This window comes from Roseibium sp. HPY-6 (assembly GCF_040530035.1).
Classification (GTDB): domain Bacteria; phylum Pseudomonadota; class Alphaproteobacteria; order Rhizobiales; family Stappiaceae; genus Roseibium.
On the sequence record NZ_JBEWCD010000002.1, the window covers coordinates 1,259,674 to 1,279,968 of the forward strand.

The 20,295-nt window shown below is 57.1% G+C and carries 21 protein-coding genes; 11 read left to right on the forward strand and 10 right to left on the reverse strand.

The features are described from left to right. Positions 1-73: 73 nt before the first annotated feature. The 4 genes from ABVF61_RS17220 to ABVF61_RS17235 form a co-directional block, all read right to left on the reverse strand. Positions 74-1,213, reverse strand: coding sequence for a site-specific DNA-methyltransferase (locus ABVF61_RS17220; protein WP_353994763.1), 1,140 nt, complete (start codon positions 1,211-1,213; stop codon positions 74-76). A gap of 131 nt (positions 1,214-1,344) precedes the next feature. Further along, complete coding sequence (locus tag ABVF61_RS17225) at positions 1,345-2,031, reverse strand: DNA-3-methyladenine glycosylase I (protein WP_353994764.1); 687 nt, start codon at positions 2,029-2,031, stop codon at positions 1,345-1,347. Positions 2,032-2,208: 177 nt separating this feature from the next. Beyond that, positions 2,209-3,015, reverse strand: coding sequence for an amino acid ABC transporter permease (locus ABVF61_RS17230; RefSeq protein ID WP_353994765.1), 807 nt, complete (start codon positions 3,013-3,015; stop codon positions 2,209-2,211). A gap of 139 nt (positions 3,016-3,154) precedes the next feature. Next, on the reverse strand, positions 3,155-3,955 hold the full coding sequence (locus ABVF61_RS17235) for a transporter substrate-binding domain-containing protein (RefSeq protein ID WP_353994766.1): 801 nt from the start codon (positions 3,953-3,955) through the stop codon (positions 3,155-3,157). Between the two features lie 299 nt (positions 3,956-4,254). Between ABVF61_RS17235 and ABVF61_RS17240 the strand changes: the two genes are divergently transcribed. Then, positions 4,255-5,766 carry an AMP nucleosidase gene (locus tag ABVF61_RS17240; protein ID WP_353994767.1) on the forward strand — a complete coding sequence of 504 codons (1,512 nt, stop codon included), beginning with the start codon at positions 4,255-4,257 and terminating at the stop codon, positions 5,764-5,766. Positions 5,767-5,775: 9 nt separating this feature from the next. On the opposite strand, the gene ABVF61_RS17245 is transcribed toward ABVF61_RS17240, so the two are convergent. The 4 genes from ABVF61_RS17245 to ABVF61_RS17260 all read right to left on the reverse strand — a co-directional run bounded on the left by ABVF61_RS17245 (position 5,776) and on the right by ABVF61_RS17260 (position 8,124). Beyond that, complete coding sequence (locus tag ABVF61_RS17245; protein WP_353994768.1) at positions 5,776-5,919, reverse strand: hypothetical protein; 144 nt, start codon at positions 5,917-5,919, stop codon at positions 5,776-5,778. 111 nt (positions 5,920-6,030) lie between these two features. Beyond that, the gene (bfr, locus tag ABVF61_RS17250) at positions 6,031-6,516 is read right to left on the reverse strand and encodes a bacterioferritin (protein WP_353994769.1); all 486 of its coding nucleotides are present in this window, start codon (positions 6,514-6,516) and stop codon (positions 6,031-6,033) included. A 268-nt stretch (positions 6,517-6,784) separates the two neighbouring features. Then, on the reverse strand, positions 6,785-7,267 hold the full coding sequence (locus ABVF61_RS17255) for a fasciclin domain-containing protein (RefSeq protein WP_353994770.1): 483 nt from the start codon (positions 7,265-7,267) through the stop codon (positions 6,785-6,787). A 308-nt stretch (positions 7,268-7,575) separates the two neighbouring features. Next, positions 7,576-8,124, reverse strand: a complete 549-nt coding sequence (locus ABVF61_RS17260; protein WP_353994771.1) for a 2OG-Fe(II) oxygenase — start codon at positions 8,122-8,124, stop codon at positions 7,576-7,578. 217 nt (positions 8,125-8,341) lie between these two features. Between ABVF61_RS17260 and ABVF61_RS17265 the strand changes: the two genes are divergently transcribed. Further along, positions 8,342-8,719, forward strand: a complete 378-nt coding sequence (locus ABVF61_RS17265; RefSeq protein ID WP_353996451.1) for a VOC family protein — start codon at positions 8,342-8,344, stop codon at positions 8,717-8,719. Positions 8,720-8,742: 23 nt separating this feature from the next. On the opposite strand, the gene mutY is transcribed toward ABVF61_RS17265, so the two are convergent. Then, the gene (gene mutY / locus ABVF61_RS17270) at positions 8,743-9,810 is read right to left on the reverse strand and encodes an A/G-specific adenine glycosylase (RefSeq protein WP_353994772.1); all 1,068 of its coding nucleotides are present in this window, start codon (positions 9,808-9,810) and stop codon (positions 8,743-8,745) included. A gap of 206 nt (positions 9,811-10,016) precedes the next feature. On the opposite strand from mutY, the gene ABVF61_RS17275 reads away from it, so the two are divergent. The 9 genes from ABVF61_RS17275 to ABVF61_RS17315 all read left to right on the forward strand — a co-directional run bounded on the left by ABVF61_RS17275 (position 10,017) and on the right by ABVF61_RS17315 (position 19,120). Continuing rightward, positions 10,017-10,544 carry a DUF721 domain-containing protein gene (locus ABVF61_RS17275; protein WP_353994773.1) on the forward strand — a complete coding sequence of 176 codons (528 nt, stop codon included), beginning with the start codon at positions 10,017-10,019 and terminating at the stop codon, positions 10,542-10,544. Between the two features lie 192 nt (positions 10,545-10,736). After that, positions 10,737-11,372, forward strand: coding sequence for a DsbA family protein (locus ABVF61_RS17280; protein WP_353994774.1), 636 nt, complete (start codon positions 10,737-10,739; stop codon positions 11,370-11,372). Positions 11,373-11,459: 87 nt separating this feature from the next. Continuing rightward, positions 11,460-14,918 carry a chromosome segregation protein SMC gene (gene smc, locus ABVF61_RS17285; RefSeq protein ID WP_353994775.1) on the forward strand — a complete coding sequence of 1,153 codons (3,459 nt, stop codon included), beginning with the start codon at positions 11,460-11,462 and terminating at the stop codon, positions 14,916-14,918. Between the two features lie 211 nt (positions 14,919-15,129). Next, complete coding sequence (locus ABVF61_RS17290; RefSeq protein WP_353994776.1) at positions 15,130-15,516, forward strand: AtpZ/AtpI family protein; 387 nt, start codon at positions 15,130-15,132, stop codon at positions 15,514-15,516. 54 nt (positions 15,517-15,570) lie between these two features. Then, entirely contained in the window at positions 15,571-16,320 is a 750-nt protein-coding gene (locus ABVF61_RS17295; RefSeq protein ID WP_353994777.1) for a F0F1 ATP synthase subunit A, read from the forward strand. A 70-nt stretch (positions 16,321-16,390) separates the two neighbouring features. Continuing rightward, complete coding sequence (locus tag ABVF61_RS17300) at positions 16,391-16,615, forward strand: F0F1 ATP synthase subunit C (RefSeq protein ID WP_055111220.1); 225 nt, start codon at positions 16,391-16,393, stop codon at positions 16,613-16,615. A gap of 82 nt (positions 16,616-16,697) precedes the next feature. Further along, positions 16,698-17,249: a F0F1 ATP synthase subunit B gene (locus ABVF61_RS17305; RefSeq protein ID WP_353994778.1), complete on the forward strand. Its 552-nt coding sequence runs from the start codon at positions 16,698-16,700 to the stop codon at positions 17,247-17,249. Positions 17,250-17,259: 10 nt separating this feature from the next. After that, positions 17,260-17,739, forward strand: a complete 480-nt coding sequence (locus tag ABVF61_RS17310; RefSeq protein WP_353994779.1) for a F0F1 ATP synthase subunit B — start codon at positions 17,260-17,262, stop codon at positions 17,737-17,739. Positions 17,740-17,932: 193 nt separating this feature from the next. After that, positions 17,933-19,120 carry a phytanoyl-CoA dioxygenase family protein gene (locus tag ABVF61_RS17315; protein ID WP_353994780.1) on the forward strand — a complete coding sequence of 396 codons (1,188 nt, stop codon included), beginning with the start codon at positions 17,933-17,935 and terminating at the stop codon, positions 19,118-19,120. Between the two features lie 477 nt (positions 19,121-19,597). Here the strand turns inward: ABVF61_RS17315 and rnhB are convergent, their stop codons facing one another. Next, positions 19,598-20,254 carry a ribonuclease HII gene (rnhB, locus tag ABVF61_RS17320; RefSeq protein WP_353994781.1) on the reverse strand — a complete coding sequence of 219 codons (657 nt, stop codon included), beginning with the start codon at positions 20,252-20,254 and terminating at the stop codon, positions 19,598-19,600. Positions 20,255-20,295: the final 41 nt, after the last annotated feature.

A 20,295-nucleotide genomic window follows, 5' to 3' on the forward strand; every position in this document is an offset into this window, starting at 1 on the left:
GCCTCTACTAAGAAAGGCGGGTGAAAAGTCTCTTCGCGGGGATCGCGAAATTGGCTTCTGCTTGACAGCCTGCTTATGCCTGCAGGCGGGATCTGACCACCTTTCGCAACTCGTCGATCGGTGACTTCGCGGAACCGTCCTTCGTGTGCCAGAAGGTCCAGCCGTTGCACGCTTCCTGACCTTGCACGAGCGCGCCGACCTTGTGGATCGACCCGGTATGATCGCCGGATTTAAGGGAGCCGTCGGCGCGCACGGTGGCAACATGCTTGCCTTTGGAACAGGTGAGTTCCACACCTGGAGTGAGTAATCCGCTTTCCAGCAATGTGCCGAATGGAATGCGCTTCTGGGCGCGTTTGCCCTGCTGCATTTCCAGGGCTTCGCTGTCACCCGTCTCGATCGCATCGATGCGGGAAAGTGCGGCATCAATGTAGTCCTGCTCGCGCTCGACACCAACGAAGGCGCGGCCGAGTTTCTTGGCAACCGCCCCGGTTGTTCCTGTTCCGAAGAAGGGATCCAGAACCACATCGCCGGGCTTGGAAGATGCCGTCAGAACACGGTAGAGCAGCGACTCCGGCTTTTGGGTCGGGTGAACCTTTTGCCCGTTCTTGTCCTTCAACCGCTCCGATCCGGTACACAGCGGAAGATGCCAGTCGGATCGCATTTGCAGATCGTCATTGAACGTCTTCAGCGCATCGTAATTAAAGGTCGGCTTAGCATCTTTCGACTTGGTGGCCCAGATCATAGTCTCATGGGCGTTTGTGAAACGCTTGCCACGGAAATTCGGCATCGGGTTGGATTTCAGCCAGACGATGTCGTTCATGATCCAGAAGCCGAGATCCTGCAGGATCGCGCCCACGCGGAAGATGTTGTGGTAGGAGCCGATGACGTAGAGCGACCCGTCCGGCTTCATCACCCGGCGCACGGCCATAAGCCACGCCCTGGTGAAACCGTCATAGGCTTCAAAGCTCTCGAACTGGTCCCAGTGATCGTCGCAGGCGTCGACTTTCGACTGGTCTGGTCTGTGCAGGTCGCCGCCCAGCTGAAGATTGTAGGGCGGATCGGCGAAGACCAGGTCGACAGACCGTGGCGGCAAATTCTCAAGAGCGGCTACACAGTCGCCCTTCAGGATCGTATTCAGCCAGGAAGCGGATGCTTCCTGATTTTGGGTCGGATGGGGTGCCGCGGAGGACACCCCGGTACTCAGTACACTCATTGCGACGCAATACCTCACGCAATTTCGAGTGTCATGGTTACCGGGTTTGGTAAATCAGCGGTTAAGTCCGCAAAAGAAAAATTCCCTTTGAATCAAGGCTTTGTTTACAATCGTAAAAGTTAAATGAGAAGTTAATGACTTGTCCCGACCGAAAACGCCAGAATTCTGCTGATTTCGTTCAGGGTACGACCGGAAGTTGTCTTCCATTCGTTAAAGGCAACTTGTGCTGCCGACAGATTTTTTTTCGACATGCGATCATTCTCAATGACATTTTCGCGGATCAGGGCGTTAACCACATCACCTGTCAGGATGAAACTTTCCTTTCCCATGAAGCGAAGGGAAATCTGTCCCGTTGTGCCGCCGAGACGGCTGCCCCGTTTTTTCATCAACTCCATCAGACCAATCTGGTCGCTGGCCGGATAGTGAGCAAAAAACTTCGACGCACTGCCGTGTTCGCGGGCAAGGTCTTTCAGGAACACCGCATTGTCCTGAACAGCTTTGATCTTTGCACCGTTTCGCACGATCCGGGTATCCCTTAGCAGCGCCTCAAAGGCCTCGTCGGGCAGGAAGGCGAGGCGGGCGACATCAAAGTTTTCGAAGGCTTCTTCGAACCCGGACCACTTCTGTTCAATCACCTTCCAGCTGAAACCGGCCTGGAAAACGCACTTGGTGAACATCGACAGCCAGCGGTCGTCGCCTATCTTTTCCAGATCTTCGACGGACTTGGGCATATTGTGCTCGCCGAGCAGAGCTGCAAGCCGGTCCGGCCCGCCTTTCTTGCCTGCCGCAAGAGCCTCAATCTCTTCAAAGGAACGCATGTCCTCATCTCCGTTTAGTGTCATCGTGGCCGCAATACAGCGGATGCCAGGGGTTCAGTAAGCACCCCATTAGAGTTGGATTGCCCGCTCCTGTGTTCACTGAATTCCTGCCTTCGCAGGAATGGCAAGACAACAGCAAGCAGGGCAACAGTTCGGCAAGCGGCACCTGCCTGAGCGTTACCGTCCGCCAACATCCTTCGACCTTTCGAACCGGCGCAGCGCGAGGGACAGGGTTATTGTCATCATCAGATAGATAAGTGCCACGACGTTGTATGTTTCGAAATACCGGAACGAACCTGCGGCATAGACCTTGCCAAGCTGCGTGATGTCGGCGACGCCGAGCACGGATACCAGTGAGCTGTCCTTGATCATGGCGACAAAATCGTTGCCGAGCGGCGGCAGGATCGTCTTGAGGGCCTGCGGAAAAATGATCAGCCGGAAGCGCAGCCAGCGGTTCATTCCAAGCGCTTCTGCGGCTTCGATCTGACCTTTGTCTACGGCCTGGATTCCGGCCCTGAACACTTCCGCGATAAAGGCCGAATAGCCGATCATCAAGGCAACGATCGCCCGCCACAAAAGCGGAAAGTCGCGTGTGCGCATCGTGCCTGCACCCAGCGGTTCCAAAACTGCGTTGATCGCAGCGACGAGCAATGGCGTACCGACAAACGCAATGTAAAGCAGCAGCACGATAATCGGCAGTCCGCGAACCACTTCGACGTAGAACCGAGCGCTCTGGCGCAAAACGACCGAGCCGGACAGCAGCGCGAGCGCTAGCAGGAGCCCGATAACGGATGCCAGGAAAAACGCCACCAGAGTCACGAAAATCGTCAAGCCGATCCCGCGCGACACGGTCGACATGACCTGGGTATAGATCTCATCGGTGCCGATCTGGAAGAGAAGAAAAACTGCGATGGCGCAGGCGGCCACAAGCCAGTAGGGAAATTCCTTTTGCGGGACTGTTGCCGCAGTCTTTTTGCTGGTCATGATGCCCTCTTGGGCTGATCGGAAGGAAACGCCTCGAAACGACGAAGACGCGCGTGGTCATAAGAAAGCCGGCAAAGGGCTTTACCCGATACCGGCTGTATGATCTTTTGTCGCCACTCGGTAGGAGCTTTCGGGCCTTTTATTGATCCGCCTTGTACTCGAAGAACCACTTTGTGTTGAGCGCGTCCAATGTGCCATCTTCGCGCATGCTGGCGATCGCTGCATTAAACGGCTCTATCAGCTCTGAACCTTTTGGAAAAATGAACCCGAAGTCTTCCGTCCCCATCGGATCTCCGATCAGTTTGAACGTGTCAGGGTTGGCATTGACGTAGCCTTGTCCACCGGTGCTGTCCGTCAGAACCAGATCGACATCGCCGATCTTGAGGGCCTGAACCGCGGCTCCGAACGTTTCGAAGAGTTTGATGCGCTGGTTGTTTTCATCCCCGTCCAGAACTTCATAGACAGTCACGTAGAACGGCGTGGTGCCGGGTTGAGCGCCCGCCAGGAAGTCGGTGTTGGCGGCGAACTCCTTGGGGTCTGTGAAACGATCCTCCTCGGCCCGGACGAGCATGAACATTTCCGAACGCATATAGGGGTCAGAGAAAGCAACCTTCTCAGCCCGGTCCTCACGAATGGTGATGCCGTTCATGGCGACGTCATATTCGCCTGCGGAAATCGCAGGGATCATCGCATCCCAGCTGACATTCTCGTACGTCACTTCCATGTTCAGCCGTTTTGCGATCTCTGCGATCGCCTCATATTCCCATCCGGCCGGCTGACCCGTTTTGGGGTCGACGAACTGCAGCGGTGGATAGGTGTTTTCTGAAGCAATCACCACCTCCTTGCCGCCAAGGTCAGGCAGATCGGCCGCAAACGCCGCAAATCCGGTTCCAAACGCAAAGGAAACAGCCACCGCAAGGCTCAATAGGATACGTTTCATGGGAAGCTCCTGATCAGAATTCGGGACGATAGTATCGGCAATGCGTGCTTGCGAAAAGACCGTTCGTTCGCAGCGGAACAGCAGCGCCGGTTGATGCCAGCGCTTGAGATGGACCTATTGCCCCAGAAACAGCGGCATGTTGCAAAAGTTGGCAGTTTCCCTGTTTTGCAATTTGAGCTTGTGAATGCTGCAGAAATTTTCTCATCGCGAAAAAAAATTCAAAAACTGCCGCTAGGTGTATTGACCATGGCGTGGCTTGGCGGGACTGTGCTTCCCATAACAACAATAAGGAGATGTTTATGTCCAATTTGATCAACAGCGATATTCCGACCGGAACCCGGCGGGTCCGTCTGGCACCTTCCCATCCGCTTGAAGTGTTTACGAGCGCTCAAAAGGCGGTCGACCGGCTGATTGATATCTTCGAGGCGAACACGGCTTTTTTGCGTTCCCACTTCAATGACCTCCTGGAGGGACACGAGATAAACGAACGGGTGAGGGCTTTTTATCCTCAGGTGCGGATCGTGACAGACAGTCACGTTCGCCTGGACAGCCGCCTGTCCTACGGCTTCGTCTCCGGCCCCGGCACGCATGCGTCGACCATCACTCGGCCCGATCTCTTCCGTCACTACCTGGAATCCCAGCTATCGCTGCTGATGAAAAACCATGATGTTCCGATCCTTATCGGCGACAGCGAGATGCCGATCCCGCTTCACTTTGCGTTTTACGATGGCACGCATGTCGAAGGTGGCGCCGCAGCGGCCAATCTGGACCGCCCGCTTGCCGACATTTTTGACCTGCCGGACCTGACGGTGATGGACGATTCCATTGCCAACGGTACTTATGATCCCGCAGACGGCATCATGCCGCTCGCGTCTTTCACGGCACCGAGGGTCGATTATTCACTGCACCGCCTTCAGCATTATACGGCAACGGCGGCAGAGCATTTTCAGAACTACGTACTCTTCACGAACTATCAATTCTATATCGATGAATTCTGCCGCATGTCGCACGAGCTTCTGAACGATCCCGACAGCGGCTATGAAGCGTTTGTGGCACCAGGAAACCTCACAACGGAAGCCGGCGAGAGCGAGCCGTCATGCGGTGCAGAGCCGGCAAAGCTTCCGCAAATGCCGGCATATCATCTGAAACGGGCAGACGGTGGCGGGATTACGATGGTGAACATCGGTGTCGGTCCGTCGAACGCCAAGACGATTACCGACCACGTGGCCGTGCTCCGACCCCATGTCTGGTTGATGCTTGGCCATTGTGCGGGCCTGCGCAACAGCCAGACACTCGGTGACTATGTGCTGGCGCATGGTTATGTGCGTGACGACAACGTCCTCAACCAGGATCTGCCCACATGGGTTCCCATCCCGCCGCTGGCCGAGGTGCAGGTCGCGCTGGAAGATGCCGTTGCGGAGATCACGGGTATCGACGGCTATGACCTGAAGCGGCTTATGCGCACGGGAACGGTGGTCTCCCTGGACAACCGGAACTGGGAGCTGTGGGACCAGCCCGAACTGGTCAAACGCTTTTCCCAATCACGTGCCATTGCGCTTGATATGGAATCGGCGACGATCGCTGCGAACGGTTTCAGGTTCCGTGTTCCGTACGGAACGCTGCTGTGCATTTCGGACAAGCCTTTGCATGGTGAACTGAAGCTGCCGGGCATGGCGACAGATTTTTACAAAAGACAGGTCGCACAGCATCTGCAAATCGGCATCAGAGCCCTTGAAAAGATGCGCAATATGACCGCTGAACGATTGCATTCGCGCAAACTGAGAAGCTTTGCCGAGACCGCATTCCAGTAGGGCGTCGCTCTACTCCGAAACCTCTGCAAGAAGCCGCAGTGACGCCACTTCCCGCGTTGCGACCGCGGCTTCGGTAAGCTCACCGCTGCGTATCAGGATCTGAACTTGAGCCTCAAGCATATCAGCGAGCTGTTTCAGTCTTTCCCCAACCATTCCGTCCTCCTCAGGTAATATTAACTTTACGGAAAGAGGAGCTGATCAGATCAAAAAAACGCGCGCTGTTTCCAGCGCGCGTTCAAGAACTTAAGAGGACTTTAGCCGGTCTTATTCGGCTTCGTCAGCGGGAGCGGCATTCAGCAGGCCGTATCGCTCTTCGCCGATCTTCTCAAGAAGCTCAAGTTGGGTTTCCAGAAAGTCTATGTGACCTTCTTCGTCCGCCAGGAGTTCTTCAAAAATCGCCATGGAAACGTAGTCGCCCTCGTCACGGCAGATGTCGCGGGACGTCTTATAGGATGCGCGGGCGTCGTATTCACCGGCAAGGTCGCATTCCAGAACTTCCTTGATGTTCTGGCCAATGCGCAGCGGTGCAACTTTTTGCATGTTCGGATGACCTTCCAGGAAGATGATCCGGTCCGTCAGCTTGTCGGCGTGTTGCATTTCTTCAATGGACTCTTCCCGCTCTTTTTTGGCGAGACGGGCAAAGCCCCAATCGGCCAGAAGCCGATAATGCAGCCAGTACTGGTTGATTGCGCCGAGCTCAAGGAACAGGGCCTCGTTCAAACGCTCAATGACTTTTTCACTACCCTTCATGGCCACCTCTCCTCGGAGTCTATGGGATATAGTTTAGAATAATTCTAGAGTTGTTTTTTAGAATCATTCTACGCTATGTGTCCAGTGCTAGTTTATGAAAAAAGCAAAATTCGGAGCGCGTCAAATGCCGTTTCGCGTTGAAGCGCACTCCGCGCCATACGCAGCCGCGCGCTGGCCGTGCTTTCGAAACAAAATAGCGCGGCCTCTTTCGAGACCGCGCCGGCAGACGGAACATGATGGGGCTTGAATGTACCCGTCTGTTCTTTGATTAGGATTGCGGCAGAATGACCGCATCAATGACGTGGATAACGCCGTTGGAGGTTTCGATGTCAGCTGAAACGACCTTCGCACCGTCCACTTTCACACCATCGGTGGCGTCGACAGTGATTTCGCTGCCCTCTACGGACGCGACTTCAGCCTTTTTGCCTGCGATGTCGGAAGACATCACCTTGCCCGGCACCACGTGATAGGTGAGGATCGCGACGAGTTGGTCTTTGTTCTCAGGCTTCAGCAGGTTTTCAACGGTGCCTTCCGGCAGTGCGGCAAATGCTTCATCGGTCGGTGCAAAGACAGTGAACGGGCCGTCGCCTTTAAGCGTGTCGACGAGACCTGCTGCCTGAACGGCGGCTACCAGCGTGTTGAAGGAGCCAGCGCTGACTGCAGTGTCGACGATGTCTTTCTGGCCGGCCTTGGCCGCGGACAGCGGCAGAACAAGAAGAAGGGCGAATACAAGCTTCTGGATTAGTTTCATAACTCACTCCCGGTGTAGCGCACAGGCAAGGGGACAGGGCTTCGGGAAACGCACTTTCCCGAGCGAATTCAAAAAGTTGTTTGTGCACCTGTGTCGCTGTCTTTACGCCCGTTCGTTAAAAATGGATGAGGAAAAAGTGATCGCGGATTTACGCACACTTTCGTGTGATCCAGAGACACCCAATCTACGTCGCGCGTGCCCGCACCCGCGATAGAAACAAGCCGCCCTGACCTCGAGCCGCGGTCTGCCGGACTTGGCAACAGGTCCCGGATCGGGTCCGGGACGGCGCAGAACAGGCGGATCTGCTTTCAGCGGAATCTCGGACCGTGACACCAGCATGTCAGCGAGACGCGACGCCCTGAAACGACAGGCACCACCCGGTGCAGCATGAAACTGGCAAATAAGGTGGCACTGCCCTGATCCCGGGTAGCTTCCAGCACCCGACTGCCGAGATTGATCTCCAGGCCGCCACCTTCATAAGTGAGTGGCGGCGAAAGTTGAACCACGATAGTCGCCTTGCGAAGCTGCGCGATCTGGCCGTCGCCTATGTCGGAATGCCAGTCATAATGACCTGCCTCGTTTTCATCGTAGACAGCGACCTGCAGCTTCTCCCGGAACTCGGTGATCTCAAAATCGAAGGTTTCCCGATTGGCTTCGGCCACAGCGCTCATGATCCGCTCCATGACCCATGCAGCTGGTCCTTCGTCGTCGAGCCAGCTGATTTTTGCCCGTCGGATTTCGCTCTCTTGAACGCCACCGACGAGCCCGCCGGAATTCTGTGTCTCCGCCTGGCTCAAACGGATGATTTCAGTGCATTCGGCGGAAGAAAAAAGAGAAGGAATTGCATGAGTGAACATGAAGATGTGTCCGGATGTTTGCTCGTCTCCTTCAAACGGCAATCGTCAGGAAACGCAATCGAGTTCTATTGCGTGAATGAACTCGGGCGCAACATTTGACGCAGATTTCGGAGCGTCTAGTATGTCTTCAGGCACCGACCTGAACAGCGAGGCAAGCGGCTGGAATACGGCACCGACCGATCCGGATGGCGGCCCGCATCCTGAAAAGGGGCATGTCATGCCTACCAAACAAAACCATTCCCTTCGCCTTGGTCGTATCGCCGCAATGCTTCCGGTAAGCGACATTGAAAGATCGCTTCAGCTTTATCGGGATGTCTTCGGATTCGAAAAGACGTTTGAAAACGGTGACCCCGTCGGTTTCATGATACTGAGAAAAGACGATGCGGAACTGCACCTCACCCTTCAAAAAGGATACAAGGCACCGGCTTTCAATGTCGCGCATATGCTGGTCTCCGATGCAACGGAGACCTATCGAAGGTGCCAGGACCATGGCCTTCGCATAATCAAACGCCTTCAGGACAAGGACTATGGCCTGAGAGCGTTCGTCTTTGCGGATCCCGACGGCAACCGGATAGATGTAGGCGAGATCCTCTAGCCCTTTTGCTGGCAAAGGTTCCGTCAGCGCAGTGCCGCCGAGACCACCTTTCGCATTACCGTCGGCAGAGCTTCGTCTTCGAGCGACGCGGTTGGCGACCACCAGGCGCCACCTACCTTGGAAAGAACGGCGTCTTCCGTGTCTGTGCGAAAGACCGTCAGCCGCAGGTGGAAGTGGGTGAACGTGTGTTTCACTTCCGAAGTACATTTTTTCCATGCGCCGGCAAACGGGGCTTGGCCCGCTGCCCGCGCCGGATCGAACGTCTCGGACCACTCGGTTCCGGGAACTTCCGTCATGCCGCCCAGCAATCCTTTTGGAGGCCTTCGGCGAAGCAATACGGCGCCTGTTTTCCGGTCAACCGCGACAAAGGCTGCACCATACCGGGTCGGTTTTTCCTTCTTCGGCGCTTTTCTGGGCAGGGTTTCCGCAAGGTTTGAGTTTTGAACCTCGCAGTCGTTCATCCATGGACAAAGACCGCAAGCCGGCCGCCGCGGGGTACAGATGGTCGCTCCCAGATCCATCACCGCCTGCGCAAAATCGCCAGGGCGATCATGTGGCGTCAGACCGGCCATTGCGTCCCTTATTTCGGGTTTGGCATCGGGCAGGGGCGTCTCGATCTGTTTCAGGCGCGTAAGAACGCGTTCCACATTGCCGTCGACGACAGCGGCCGGCCGGTTAAACGCGATTGCGGCAATGGCAGCGGCCGTGTAGGGACCGATGCCGGGAAGCTTGAGCAGGGCGTCTTCGGCCTCGGGAAACTTTCCGCCGTGCTCATGAGCGACCAATTCGGCGCATTTTTTCAGATTTCGCGCACGTGAGTAGTAACCCAGCCCCGCCCAGGCCTTCATGACGTCTTCCTCGTCGGCGGCCGCAAGAAGTTCAACCGTTGGCCATGAAGCCGTGAACTTTTGAAAATAGTCTTTCACTGCTGCAACGGTCGTCTGCTGCAGCATGATCTCTGATAGCCAAACGCGATACGGATCAGGGACTTCCCCCATCTTTCCGTCTTCCGGTGAGACGCGCCAGGGAAGTTTTCGTGCGTGCCGGTCGTACCATGTCAGCAATGTGTGACTGAGCGAAGCAGTTGTCATGAGATCCAGAGTGTACTTGTCGATGAATTCATTGTCGCAATCTTGGAAAGCCTGGGGACAACTTGGGAAGATGTGATCCAGGTATGGAACATGTGAAAGTATTCGTCGTCATTTTGTCGTATTCTATTGCGACATCAAATCCCAATGTGAGAACCGGTTTTAATCGGCACCTATCGGCAGACCGTATCAGGAGGTAGGCCAACAACGTGTCAAAGGCAAATGCGCACAACAAGCCGAAAGAGGCAAAACTGCTGGCCGACCTTGTCGGCAAGGCCATGACGCCTGCCTGCCGGAAACGCGGTTTTGCCTCCGTCGACATTGTCGCGGCCTGGGCGGATATCGTTGGCGAGCGGTACGGCACCCGCGTTCAACCCGACAAACTGATCTGGCCCCGGCAAGTCGAATTGGATGATCCGGAAGCCCCGCGCCAGTCAGCGACACTTGTCGTCCATACGGACGGCGCGACCGCGTTGATGCTTTCTCATGACGGCATGCAGGTGATCGAGAGGATCAACTCTTTCTATGGCTGGGCGGCGGTCGGGCGCATCAAGATTTTGCAGCGGCCTGTCCGCGCGAAACCAGTGGAAGAACCCAAACCCCTGCGATCGCTTTCCGCGTCTGAAGAGGAAAAACTGGAAAAAAGTCTGGAAGGTGTCGAAAACGGCCGCCTTCGCGAGGCCCTGAAGAAACTGGGTGCGCAGGTGATCGCCAAGAACTCGGACAAGGCTGCCTGATCCGTTGCGCCGAAACGCTGCAAATCGGCGATAACAAAGCAATAACATCATCGTGAAACAAAGGTTTCTGTTCTCCTCTCTCCTGCCACATTTGATAAGCGTTGTTGACGCCACGTGCCTCAAGAGGCAAATGATGCCATAGAACCGGCACCGTCGGGTGCTGTGCTTAAAACAAGTGACAGGACGATTCTCGTGACCCAGACTCGCAGACACTTTCTCAAGTCGACTGCCTTGGCAGCCGCTGCTACCGGCCTCACTTTCAGTTTTCCGGCTTTTGCACAGAGCGTTGATGTTGACGAGCTCATGGTGCCGGGTCCGCTTGGCGACAAGATCCTCGGAGACGAAAACGCACCGGTGACGGTCGTCGAATATGCATCCATGACCTGCGGGCATTGTGCAAACTTCCACAACAGAACGTGGAAGCCGCTGAAAGAGCAGTATGTCGATACCGGCAAGGTCCGCTTTGTTTTCCGCGAGTTTCCGCTCGATCCTGTCTCGGCAGCCGCATTCATGCTGGCACGTTGTGCACCTGCGGAAAACTACTTTGAAATTGTGGATACCATGTTCGAAAACCAGCGTGCATGGGCGTTCACCGACAATCCCTACAATTCCTTGCTCGACTTTTCCAAACAGATCGGATTTACACAGGAGTCCTTTGAGGAATGCTTGACAAACCAGGGATTGCTCGACGCAGTTAATGCAGTGAGGGATCGTGCGGCCAACGAGTTCGGCGTGAACTCGACACCGACGTTCTTCATCAACGGTGCAAGGCACCCGGGGGCGATGTCGATTGAACAGATGGGAGCACTCATCGACGCGGAACTCTGAACCGGCGGCTCTATCGCCGGCTGGAGGCGCATGCCTCGCCGCAAAATCGACTTTTCCGGCGCTCGCTCAACAGCGGAGTGAGCGCCGATGAGATTCTCAAAACTGCGCATTGTGGGCTTCAAGTCTTTCGTCGAGCCGATGGAATTCATCATCGGTGATGGACTGACGGGCGTCGTCGGTCCCAACGGTTGCGGAAAATCCAATCTCGTCGAGGCCCTGCGTTGGGTTATGGGCGAGAACTCCTACAAGAATATGCGTGCATCCGGAATGGATGACGTGATCTTTTCCGGTAGCCTGAACCGTCCGGCCCGCAACACCGCCGAAGTTGCCCTTTTCCTTGAAAATCAGGACCGCACGGCACCGTCAGCTTTCAACGATGCCGACCTGCTGGAAGTCAGCCGGCGCATCGAACGGGAGCAGGGCTCCAACTACAAGATCAACGCCAAGGATGTCCGCGCTCGGGACGTGCAGCTTTTGTTCGCCGACGCCTCGACGGGAGCGCGCTCTCCCGCAATGGTTCGCCAGGGCCAGATCGGCGAGCTGATTGCAGCCAAACCGACGGCCCGGCGGCAGATCCTGGAAGAAGCTGCTGGTATTTCCGGTCTGCACTCCCGCCGGCATGAGGCGGAAATTCGCCTGCGCGCCGCTGAACAGAACCTTGAACGGCTGGAAGATGTCCTGTTGCAGATCGACGGTCAGCTCGACAATCTTCGCCGTCAGTCCCGCCAGGCATCGCGCTACAGGAACCTCTCCTCCGAAATCCGGGCTGCGGAAGCCTCCATCCTTTACATTCGCTGGACGGAATCGCGGGATGCGCTCGCGGCGGCGCAAGAACAGTTCACCGAGACGCAGAAGGAGGTCAATGAAGCGACCGCCCTGCAGGCCGAAAGCGCTCGCATTCAGGCGATTGCGGCGCATAAGTTGCCTGAACTGCGCGATGAATCCGCAAAGGCCGCCGCCACCTTGCAGCGTCTCGTTATCGCCCGCAATGAACTGGATGCGGAAGAAAGACGGGTCAAGGAACGTCTGCAGGATCTGGAACGACGACTGGTGCAGCTTGCCGAGGACATTCGGCGCGAACAGGCAATGGCCTCGGAAAACGATGACGTTCTGGAGCGCCTGAGTGAAGAGCGTGCCGAGCTTCTTGAAGAAAACGAGACCGTGCAGGAACGTACGGAAGCCGCACGCGAAAAGGTGGCGGCAGCCGAGCAAACGGTCGGAACGCTGGAAGCGCAACTCGCCGATGTGACGGCGTCCGAGGCACGTGCGAGCGCAGAACGCAGGCAGCTCGAAAGGGCGGTTGCCGAGTCGCGTCTGCGCGCGGACCGTCTGGTGGTTCAGGTTCAGGATGCCAACCAGACGCTTGAAACGCTCAACGCTCAAATGGCGGAGCATGACGGCGTTGCCGAAAACCGCGAGGCATTGGAGCTCGCTGAAGAAACCCTTCTGGAGGCGGAAACGGCTGTTGAGGAAGCAGAAACAGCAACGCGTGCAGCACGTGATGCCGAGCAGGCCGCACGCACTCCGCTGTCAGAGGCGCAGCAGGCCTTGCAAGGCCTTGAAACGGAAGCAAGGACGCTTGACCAGGTCCTCAACACCCTGGCTGACAAGGATTTCACACCTGTCGTTGAACAGCTTCAGGTCGAGCAAGGGTATGAAACTGCGCTCGGAGCCGCACTTGGCGAGGATCTGGACGCGCCGCTGGACGCGAGTGCCGCTGTCAAATGGGGTCCGGCGTTGCCGCACGCTGAGGATGCCGGTCTGCCAGCAGGTGTCAGACCCCTTGCCGAGTTTGTCGTTGCCCCTCCTGAGCTGACACGGCGGCTGCGCCAGGTCGGTGTCGTTGAACAGGCCGAGGGCCCCGGCCTTCGCGATAGGCTTGCACCCGGTCAGAGGCTCGTTTCGAAAGAGGGCGACCTGTGGCGGTGGGACGGGTTTGTCGTCGCGGCAAATGCACCGACACCGGCTGCTCAACGACTGGCACAGAAGAACCGCCTGTTGGAACTGGGCGACGAAATCGAAACGGCGCGCCGCGATCTGGTCGACAAGCAGCAGGCACTCGAAATCGCTGCCGCCGACGTGCGCAAAACTGTCGAATGGGAACAGGCCGCGCGCGGCAAGGCGAGGGACGGTCAGCGCAGCGCCGCCTCGGCCCGCGAGGCTCTGAGTGCTGCAGAGCGCGCGGTTTCACAGTTGGCCGCGAAAAAGGCAGCGGCACAGGATCGCGCTGAAAGGTTCGGCGAAGAGGCTGAACTTGCGCGCGAACAAATGGCGGAAGCCGAGGAACGCCTCGCGGACGCGCCTGAAAGCTCCAACTATCAGGACAGGATTGAAGAGCTCCAGACGCGTGTCGCCGACGCACGGGCCGAACTTGCCGAAGCGCGTGCGATCTCGGAAGGTCTGTCACGCGAACAGGTGATGCGCGACCGGCGGCTCGAGGCCATTGCGCGCGAATATGACAGCTGGAAGGCGCGGGCCGCAAATGCTGCACGGCAGGTCACGGTGCTGACCGAACGCAGGGAAGAGGCGGAAGAAGAGCGGGCGGAACTGATCGAAGCGCCGGAAGACATTGAAATCAAGCGCCGTGATCTCCTGTCTGCCGTTTCCAAGGCAGAAGCGGAAAAGAAGAACCGGGATGACCAGCTCCAGCAGGCCGAACTTGACCTTGCCGACGTGGACCGCGCGGCAAAGGTGGCCATGGATGCGATGGCCGGTGCGCGCGAGAAGAAGATCCGCGCCGAAGAAAGGTTTGAAGCCGCCAAAGAGCGCAAGAGCAATCTTGAGCGCCGCATAGACGAGGATCTGGAGGTTACGGTCGCCGCTTTGCCGGGCATTGCAGGTCTGAAGGAGGGCGCACCGCTTCCGGACGCTGGCGCCACGGAGCGCAAGCTTGAGCGACTCAAATCCGAACGCGAGCGGCTCGGCGGTGTGAACCTTCGCGCCGAAGAAGAACTGAAGGAAATCGATGAGCAGAAAACCACACTGACGTCGGAACGCGACGACCTGATCGAGGCAATCCGGCGCCTCCGGACCGGCATCTCCAATCTCAACCGTGAAGCACGCGAACGTCTGCTTGCGTCGTTCGAAGTCGTCAACGGCCACTTCCAGCGACTGTTTACGCACCTCTTCGGCGGGGGGACGGCCGAACTACAGCTTGTCGATTCCGATGATCCGCTCGATGCAGGACTTGAAATCATTGCGCGTCCGCCGGGCAAAAAGCCGCAGACAATGACGCTGCTGTCCGGCGGCGAGCAGGCGCTGACCGCAATGTCACTGATTTTTGCCGTCTTCCTCACCAATCCTGCGCCGATCTGCGTGTTGGATGAGGTGGACGCACCGCTCGACGATGCCAATGTCGAGCGTTACTGCGACTTGCTCGACGAAATGGCGGCAAGCACGGAAACCCGGTTTGTTGTGATCACGCATAACCCGATCACGATGGCCCGGATGAACCGCCTTTTCGGGGTCACCATGGCCGAAAGAGGTGTTTCGCAGCTTGTTTCGGTCGACCTTGAGACGGCTGAGCGATTCCGGGAAACGGGCTGACCGCCCCTTTGCGGGTGCCACCGCCACCGAGCGCACGTACAACTTAGGTCTCGCAAAAATCTCTCGAAGCGAAAAAGATAAGCATTTTCAATAGGATAATTATTAATCAAGTCTCCTTGACACGGCCTGAGGCGCCGACTATGGTGCGCGCGGCTTACGGGGCACTCCTGTTGATTGATCTGACATGTCGGCGCACTGGGGACAAAGGAACATGTCTTCGGAAAACGACCAAAATGACGATCGGAACACAGATGTTTCGCAAGCGGGTCTGTCGGAGCGGCGGGCTCAATTAAACCGGAAGCTTGATGATCAGCGTGTTGCCGATGAAAAGGCAGCCCGAAAATCGGAAAGCAACTCTGCCGGTTATGCGCAGGCGATGAAATTGTCTTCTGAATTCATCGCGGGCGTTCTGGTGGGGGCCGGGATTGGTTGGGTCGCCGATCAGTGGTTGGGAACGACGCCGTTTGGGCTCATCATTTTCCTGCTGCTGGGGTTTGCCGCGGGCGTTCTGAATGTGTTGCGATCGGCCGGTGTGGTCGAACAGCCGCAGGTCGGGCTAAGGCGCGACAAGAATGCTCCACACGACAGATCAGACTAGTATTTGGCGCGCCTGCGGGCGCTGTGATTATGAACGAGCGAAGAAGGCTGGCCGGTGGCGAACGATCCGATCTCACAGTTCCAGATCCAGAAGATCTTTCCGATTGAAGTCGGAGGCATGGATTTCTCATTTACCAACTCTTCCCTGTTCATGGTCTTGACCGTGGCGGCGACCTCCGCATTTCTGATTTTCTCGACCAGCGGCCGTGGTCTGGTGCCGACCCGCGTTCAGTCGGTCTCGGAGATGATGTATGAGTTCATAGCCAGTACGTTACGAGATGCGACAGGATCTGACGGGATGCGGTTCTTCCCGCTCGTCTTTTCTCTTTTCATGTTTATCCTGGTCGCCAACCTGTTCGGGATGTTCCCGTATTTCTTCACCGTCACAAGCCACATCATTGTCACGTTCGCGCTGGCCATGCTGGTGATTCTGACCGTGATCATCTACGGCTTCCTGCGTAACGGCATGAGCTTCCTAAAGCTTTTCGTCCCGAGTGGGGTGCCTGGCGCACTCATTCCGCTTGTGACCATGATCGAAGTGATCTCCTTCCTGTCCCGCCCGATCAGCCTGTCAGTTCGTCTGTTCGCGAACATGCTGGCCGGCCACATCACCTTGAAGGTCTTCTCCGGCTTCGTCGTGAGCCTCGGTGCCATGGGTGCGGTCGGTATCTTCGGCGCGGTTCTTCCACTTGCAATGACGGTCGCGCTGACAGCGCTCGAATTCCTCGTTGCATTCCTGCAGGCTTACGTCTTTGCCGTTCTGACCTGCATGTACCTGAACGACGCCCTTCATCCTTCACACTAAGGGCAATCCAATCACACGGCCTGTGGCGCCGTAAGTGAGCAATCTGCAAACACATCTAGGAGCACGTGTCATGGAAGCAGAAGCAGCAAAATACATCGGTGCGGGTATCGCATGTCTCGGCATGGGCGGTGCAGGCATCGGCCTCGGCACCATCTTCGGTAACTACCTCGCTGGCGCTCTGCGCAACCCGTCTGCAGCTGATGGCCAGTTCGGCCGTTTGATCTTCGGCTTCGCCGTGACGGAAGCTCTGGGCATCTTCTCACTTCTGATCGCCTTCCTCATCCTGTTCGCTTAATCGCTCACACGCAGCGATATTCGACGCGACTCCGGTGGCGGCGCTTTGATTGTGCCGCCTGACCGGACTTAGGAGACAGGAAATGGCAGGCGAAACGACCACTGAAGGCCAAGCGGCCATCACGGAAGCGGCCGCCGAGCACGGTGTGGGCTTCCCACCGTTCGACGCGACCACTTTTGCGTCACAGCTGCTGTGGCTCGCCATCACCTTTGGTGTGTTCTACTGGATCATGAAAAACGTGGCGATGCCGCGGATTGCCGGGATCCTGGAGGACCGCAAGGACCGCATTGCCGGTGATCTTTCCGAGGCCAACCGCCTGAAGGACGAGACCGACGCAGCGATTGCAGCCTATGAGCAGGCGCTGGCGGAAGCCCGCAACAAGGCTCACAGCATTGCGCATGACACACGCGCCAAGCTGAAGGCGGAACAGGAAGCGCGCCGCGAAAAAGCGGAAGCGGAACTGAACGAGAAGCTACTGGCTGCGGAAACGCAGATCACCGGGATCAAGACCGAAGCTTTGTCGCAGATCGGCGATATCGCTGGAGACACCACATCGGCGCTTGTAGAGCAGCTGATCGGTAAGGCTCCGACGAAGACCGACCTGACCAAAGCGCTGAAGTCGGCGATGGACTGAGGAGACGATCATGGACGCAACATTTTGGGCCCTGATCGGTCTTGTTCTCTTCTTCGCCTTGATTGCCTACCTCAAGGTTCCGGGCAAGATCGGTTCGTCTCTGGACAACCGTGCTGATGGAATTCGCAAGGAACTGGAAGAAGCACGCAAAATGCGTGAAGAAGCCCAGGAGTTGCTTTCGGAATACCAGCGCAAGCGTCACGAGGCTGAAGGTGAAGCGGAAGCAATCATTGCCGAGGCGAATGCCGAGGCAGAGCGCCTGACGGTGGAAACCAACAAGGCACTTGAAGAAATGATCGCGCGGCGCACCAAGGCAGCCGAGGTCAAGATTGCGCAGGCGGAAACGCAGGCAATCGCGGAAGTTCGGGCCAAGGCAGCGGACATTGCCGTTGCAGCGGCGGAGGAAATCCTTACCGCCAAGGTCAAGGACTCGGTTGCCGACGATATTCTTTCCAAGAGCATCGACCAGGTGAAAGAACGCTTGAACTGATTGGTTTCAATCGGATCGAATATTGAAAGAGCGGCCCATGGGCCGCTTTTTTTGTTTGCCCTTGAGTTGCCAGCAGTCGGAACTTCGGCAACCATATGCGCAATCAGAAAAGGACCTGTCTTGCACTGTTCGATACCGGGAGTGCCGGGGCCGGCAATGCCGAAGGCAGCCATGGGTGATTTGGGAGGATGCTATGCTGGACAAGACGGAGCGCGCGGCGCCGGTCTGGATCAATGAGAGTTCCTGCTCCATCGAAGACTTCAAGCGCCATTTAGACCAGAAGACGGAAAGCGCCGCTTATCCGGCTGCTTCTGAGATTGTGTCAAACATTCCTGTTTATGACGGCGCTGCACTCTTTCAAAACAACACCAGCGAGGTCGCCTGGCGCGAAGTTATGGCGGAATGGAACCGTTCTTTTGCGACCGGGTCTGGCATCATCGTTATCCGTGAAGGTTATACGGACACTACCCTTCTTGATGCGGTTACCGACGTTTTGAACCGGATCATGAAAGAAGAGGCCGAGCAAAATACCGGCAAGGGCGACCACTTTGCTGCCGCCGGCGCAAATACACGGATCTGGAACGCACATGAGAAGCTCTGTGTAGCCGATCCGGAACTGTTCATTCGCTACAATGCGAACGACCTCCTGCGCCGGGCAAGCGAAGCGTGGCTCGGCCCGGGCTATCAGATTACCTGCCAGGTCAATGTGGTGCACCCTGGCGGTAATGCCCAGGTGGCCCATCGCGACTACCACATGGGGTTCCAGGACGCGGCGCTGATGCAGGGGTACCCGGCCACACAGCACGCTCTTTCTTGCCATCTGACGCTCCAGGGCGGCATCGCCCACAGCGACATGCCTGTTGAAGCCGGACCCACAAAGCTGCTTCCGTTTTCGCAAAGTTATCTCCCCGGCTATCAGGCCGTGCTCCTTCCCGAGTTCCGGGCCTATTTTGAAGAGCACTACGTACAGATGCCCTTGCAAAAGGGAGATCTCCTGTTCTTCAATCCCGCAACCTTCCACGCCGCAGGCGAAAACCGGACCAGCGACGTGGAGCGGTTTGCAAACCTCCTTCAAATTGGATCAGCCTACGGACGTTCGATCGAGATTGTGGATCGCCTGCGCATGTCTCTTGCCGCTTATCCGGCGCTTCTCGCCGCCAAGACGAATGAAACGCTGAACGCGCGTGAGATCGACACCGTCGTCTGCGCAATGGCGGAAGGCTATCCCTTTCCGGCAAATCTCGACATCGATTCACCGCTCTCCGGCATGGCACCACCCAGCCAGCAGGACATCATGCGCCAGGCACTGGCGGAAGGGTGGCCGGCAGAGAAATTCGCGTCGGAGGTCAGAGAACAGGCAGCACGTAAGCGGTCGCATTGAGCTATCCTAAAGCGTGACACTTCAGCAACCAAGATTGGTAGTTACTCACTCCCGTTGCCGATATGGCTGCACGCAACCGAGTTCGTTTTCCTGATCCAAACACCCGTTGTCATCCCGGTTTGATGCGCAGCGTCAAGACCGGGATCCAGTATCCACGGCGTAAGTTTGCGTGTACTGGATCCCTGCCTTCGCAGGAATGACAAGCGGTGGAGGTTGGTGTGTTTTGCTCGTCCTGTATAACCGGACCTGATGAACCATCCAGGAGTGGGCTACTCTAGTCCTCAAGCCAGGTGGGTGGCATCTTTACTGTTTCGATATGTCTGAGCGCAAAGCAACTGGATTGTTTTCGCGGAACCAACTGTTGTCATCCCGGTTTGATGCACAGCGTCAAGACCGGGATCCAGTACTCACCGCGAGAGCATGTGTCTACTGGATCCCTGCCTGCGCAGGGAGGGCAAGCGCTGCGCGACGCAAAGATTAGTCACCCTTGTTCACGGTCAGTCTCACGGGCTTGAAACTCATCCGGTGGTGCGGGGAAGGGCCGAGCGCCTCGAGCGCGGCCTGGTGCCGGGGAACCCCGTATCCCTTGTGCTGAGCGAAGCCATAGCCGGGAACATGTCGTTCCAGACGCACCATCATCCGATCGCGTGTGACCTTGGCAACGATGGAGGCCGCCGCAACGCAAAGACAGCGCCCATCGCCTTTGACCAGGGCCTGTCCCGGCTGTTTCAGACCTGGTGGCACATCACGTCCGTCGACAAGCACATAGTCTGGAATGCCCGCAAGTCCGTTCACGGCTCTGACCATTGCCGCCAGTGTCGCGGCCCGGATATTCATGCTGTCGATGGAAGCGGGGGAAGCGCTTGCGCAACAAACCGTGGCACTCGACACGATCTTCTCGAACAATTCTTCCCGCCGGGCTTCGGTGAGCTTTTTGGAATCGTTCAGTCCCTCGGGCACATTGTCATAGTCCAGGACAACCGCTGCGGTAACGACAGGTCCAGCCCACGGACCGCGCCCGGCTTCATCGACGCCGCAAAGACCTCCTGGAAACGTGAGCGCATGCGCACGCTCCAGTTTCAGGTCCGGACTCTCGGGAAAGGAAAGGTCGAAAAGGGGAGTTCCTGCAGTCATGAGGCAACGCTGCCGCCGAATTGCCCATGCTGCAAGCAGGA

What these genes read in the sequence shown, in the direction of transcription:
- ABVF61_RS17315 (WP_353994780.1), top strand. Translation starts at nt 17,933, where the DNA reads ATGCTGGACAAGACGGAGCGCGCGGCGCCGGTCTGGATCAATGAGAGT.
- bfr (WP_353994769.1), bottom strand. Translation starts at nt 6,516, where the DNA reads ATGAAGGGTAGTGAAAAAGTCATTGAGCGTTTGAACGAGGCCCTGTTC.
- ABVF61_RS17235 (WP_353994766.1), bottom strand. Translation starts at nt 3,955, where the DNA reads ATGAAACGTATCCTATTGAGCCTTGCGGTGGCTGTTTCCTTTGCGTTT.
- ABVF61_RS17300 (WP_055111220.1), top strand. Translation starts at nt 16,391, where the DNA reads ATGGAAGCAGAAGCAGCAAAATACATCGGTGCGGGTATCGCATGTCTC.
- ABVF61_RS17225 (WP_353994764.1), bottom strand. Translation starts at nt 2,031, where the DNA reads ATGCGTTCCTTTGAAGAGATTGAGGCTCTTGCGGCAGGCAAGAAAGGC.
- ABVF61_RS17245 (WP_353994768.1), bottom strand. Translation starts at nt 5,919, where the DNA reads ATGGTTGGGGAAAGACTGAAACAGCTCGCTGATATGCTTGAGGCTCAA.
- ABVF61_RS17255 (WP_353994770.1), bottom strand. Translation starts at nt 7,267, where the DNA reads ATGAAACTAATCCAGAAGCTTGTATTCGCCCTTCTTCTTGTTCTGCCG.
- rnhB (WP_353994781.1), bottom strand. Translation starts at nt 20,254, where the DNA reads ATGACTGCAGGAACTCCCCTTTTCGACCTTTCCTTTCCCGAGAGTCCG.
- ABVF61_RS17265 (WP_353996451.1), top strand. Translation starts at nt 8,342, where the DNA reads ATGCCTACCAAACAAAACCATTCCCTTCGCCTTGGTCGTATCGCCGCA.
- ABVF61_RS17230 (WP_353994765.1), bottom strand. Translation starts at nt 3,015, where the DNA reads ATGACCAGCAAAAAGACTGCGGCAACAGTCCCGCAAAAGGAATTTCCC.
- ABVF61_RS17220 (WP_353994763.1), bottom strand. Translation starts at nt 1,213, where the DNA reads ATGAGTGTACTGAGTACCGGGGTGTCCTCCGCGGCACCCCATCCGACC.
- mutY (WP_353994772.1), bottom strand. Translation starts at nt 9,810, where the DNA reads ATGACAACTGCTTCGCTCAGTCACACATTGCTGACATGGTACGACCGG.
- ABVF61_RS17240 (WP_353994767.1), top strand. Translation starts at nt 4,255, where the DNA reads ATGTCCAATTTGATCAACAGCGATATTCCGACCGGAACCCGGCGGGTC.
- ABVF61_RS17305 (WP_353994778.1), top strand. Translation starts at nt 16,698, where the DNA reads ATGGCAGGCGAAACGACCACTGAAGGCCAAGCGGCCATCACGGAAGCG.
- ABVF61_RS17310 (WP_353994779.1), top strand. Translation starts at nt 17,260, where the DNA reads ATGGACGCAACATTTTGGGCCCTGATCGGTCTTGTTCTCTTCTTCGCC.
- ABVF61_RS17290 (WP_353994776.1), top strand. Translation starts at nt 15,130, where the DNA reads ATGTCTTCGGAAAACGACCAAAATGACGATCGGAACACAGATGTTTCG.
- ABVF61_RS17260 (WP_353994771.1), bottom strand. Translation starts at nt 8,124, where the DNA reads ATGTTCACTCATGCAATTCCTTCTCTTTTTTCTTCCGCCGAATGCACT.
- smc (WP_353994775.1), top strand. Translation starts at nt 11,460, where the DNA reads ATGAGATTCTCAAAACTGCGCATTGTGGGCTTCAAGTCTTTCGTCGAG.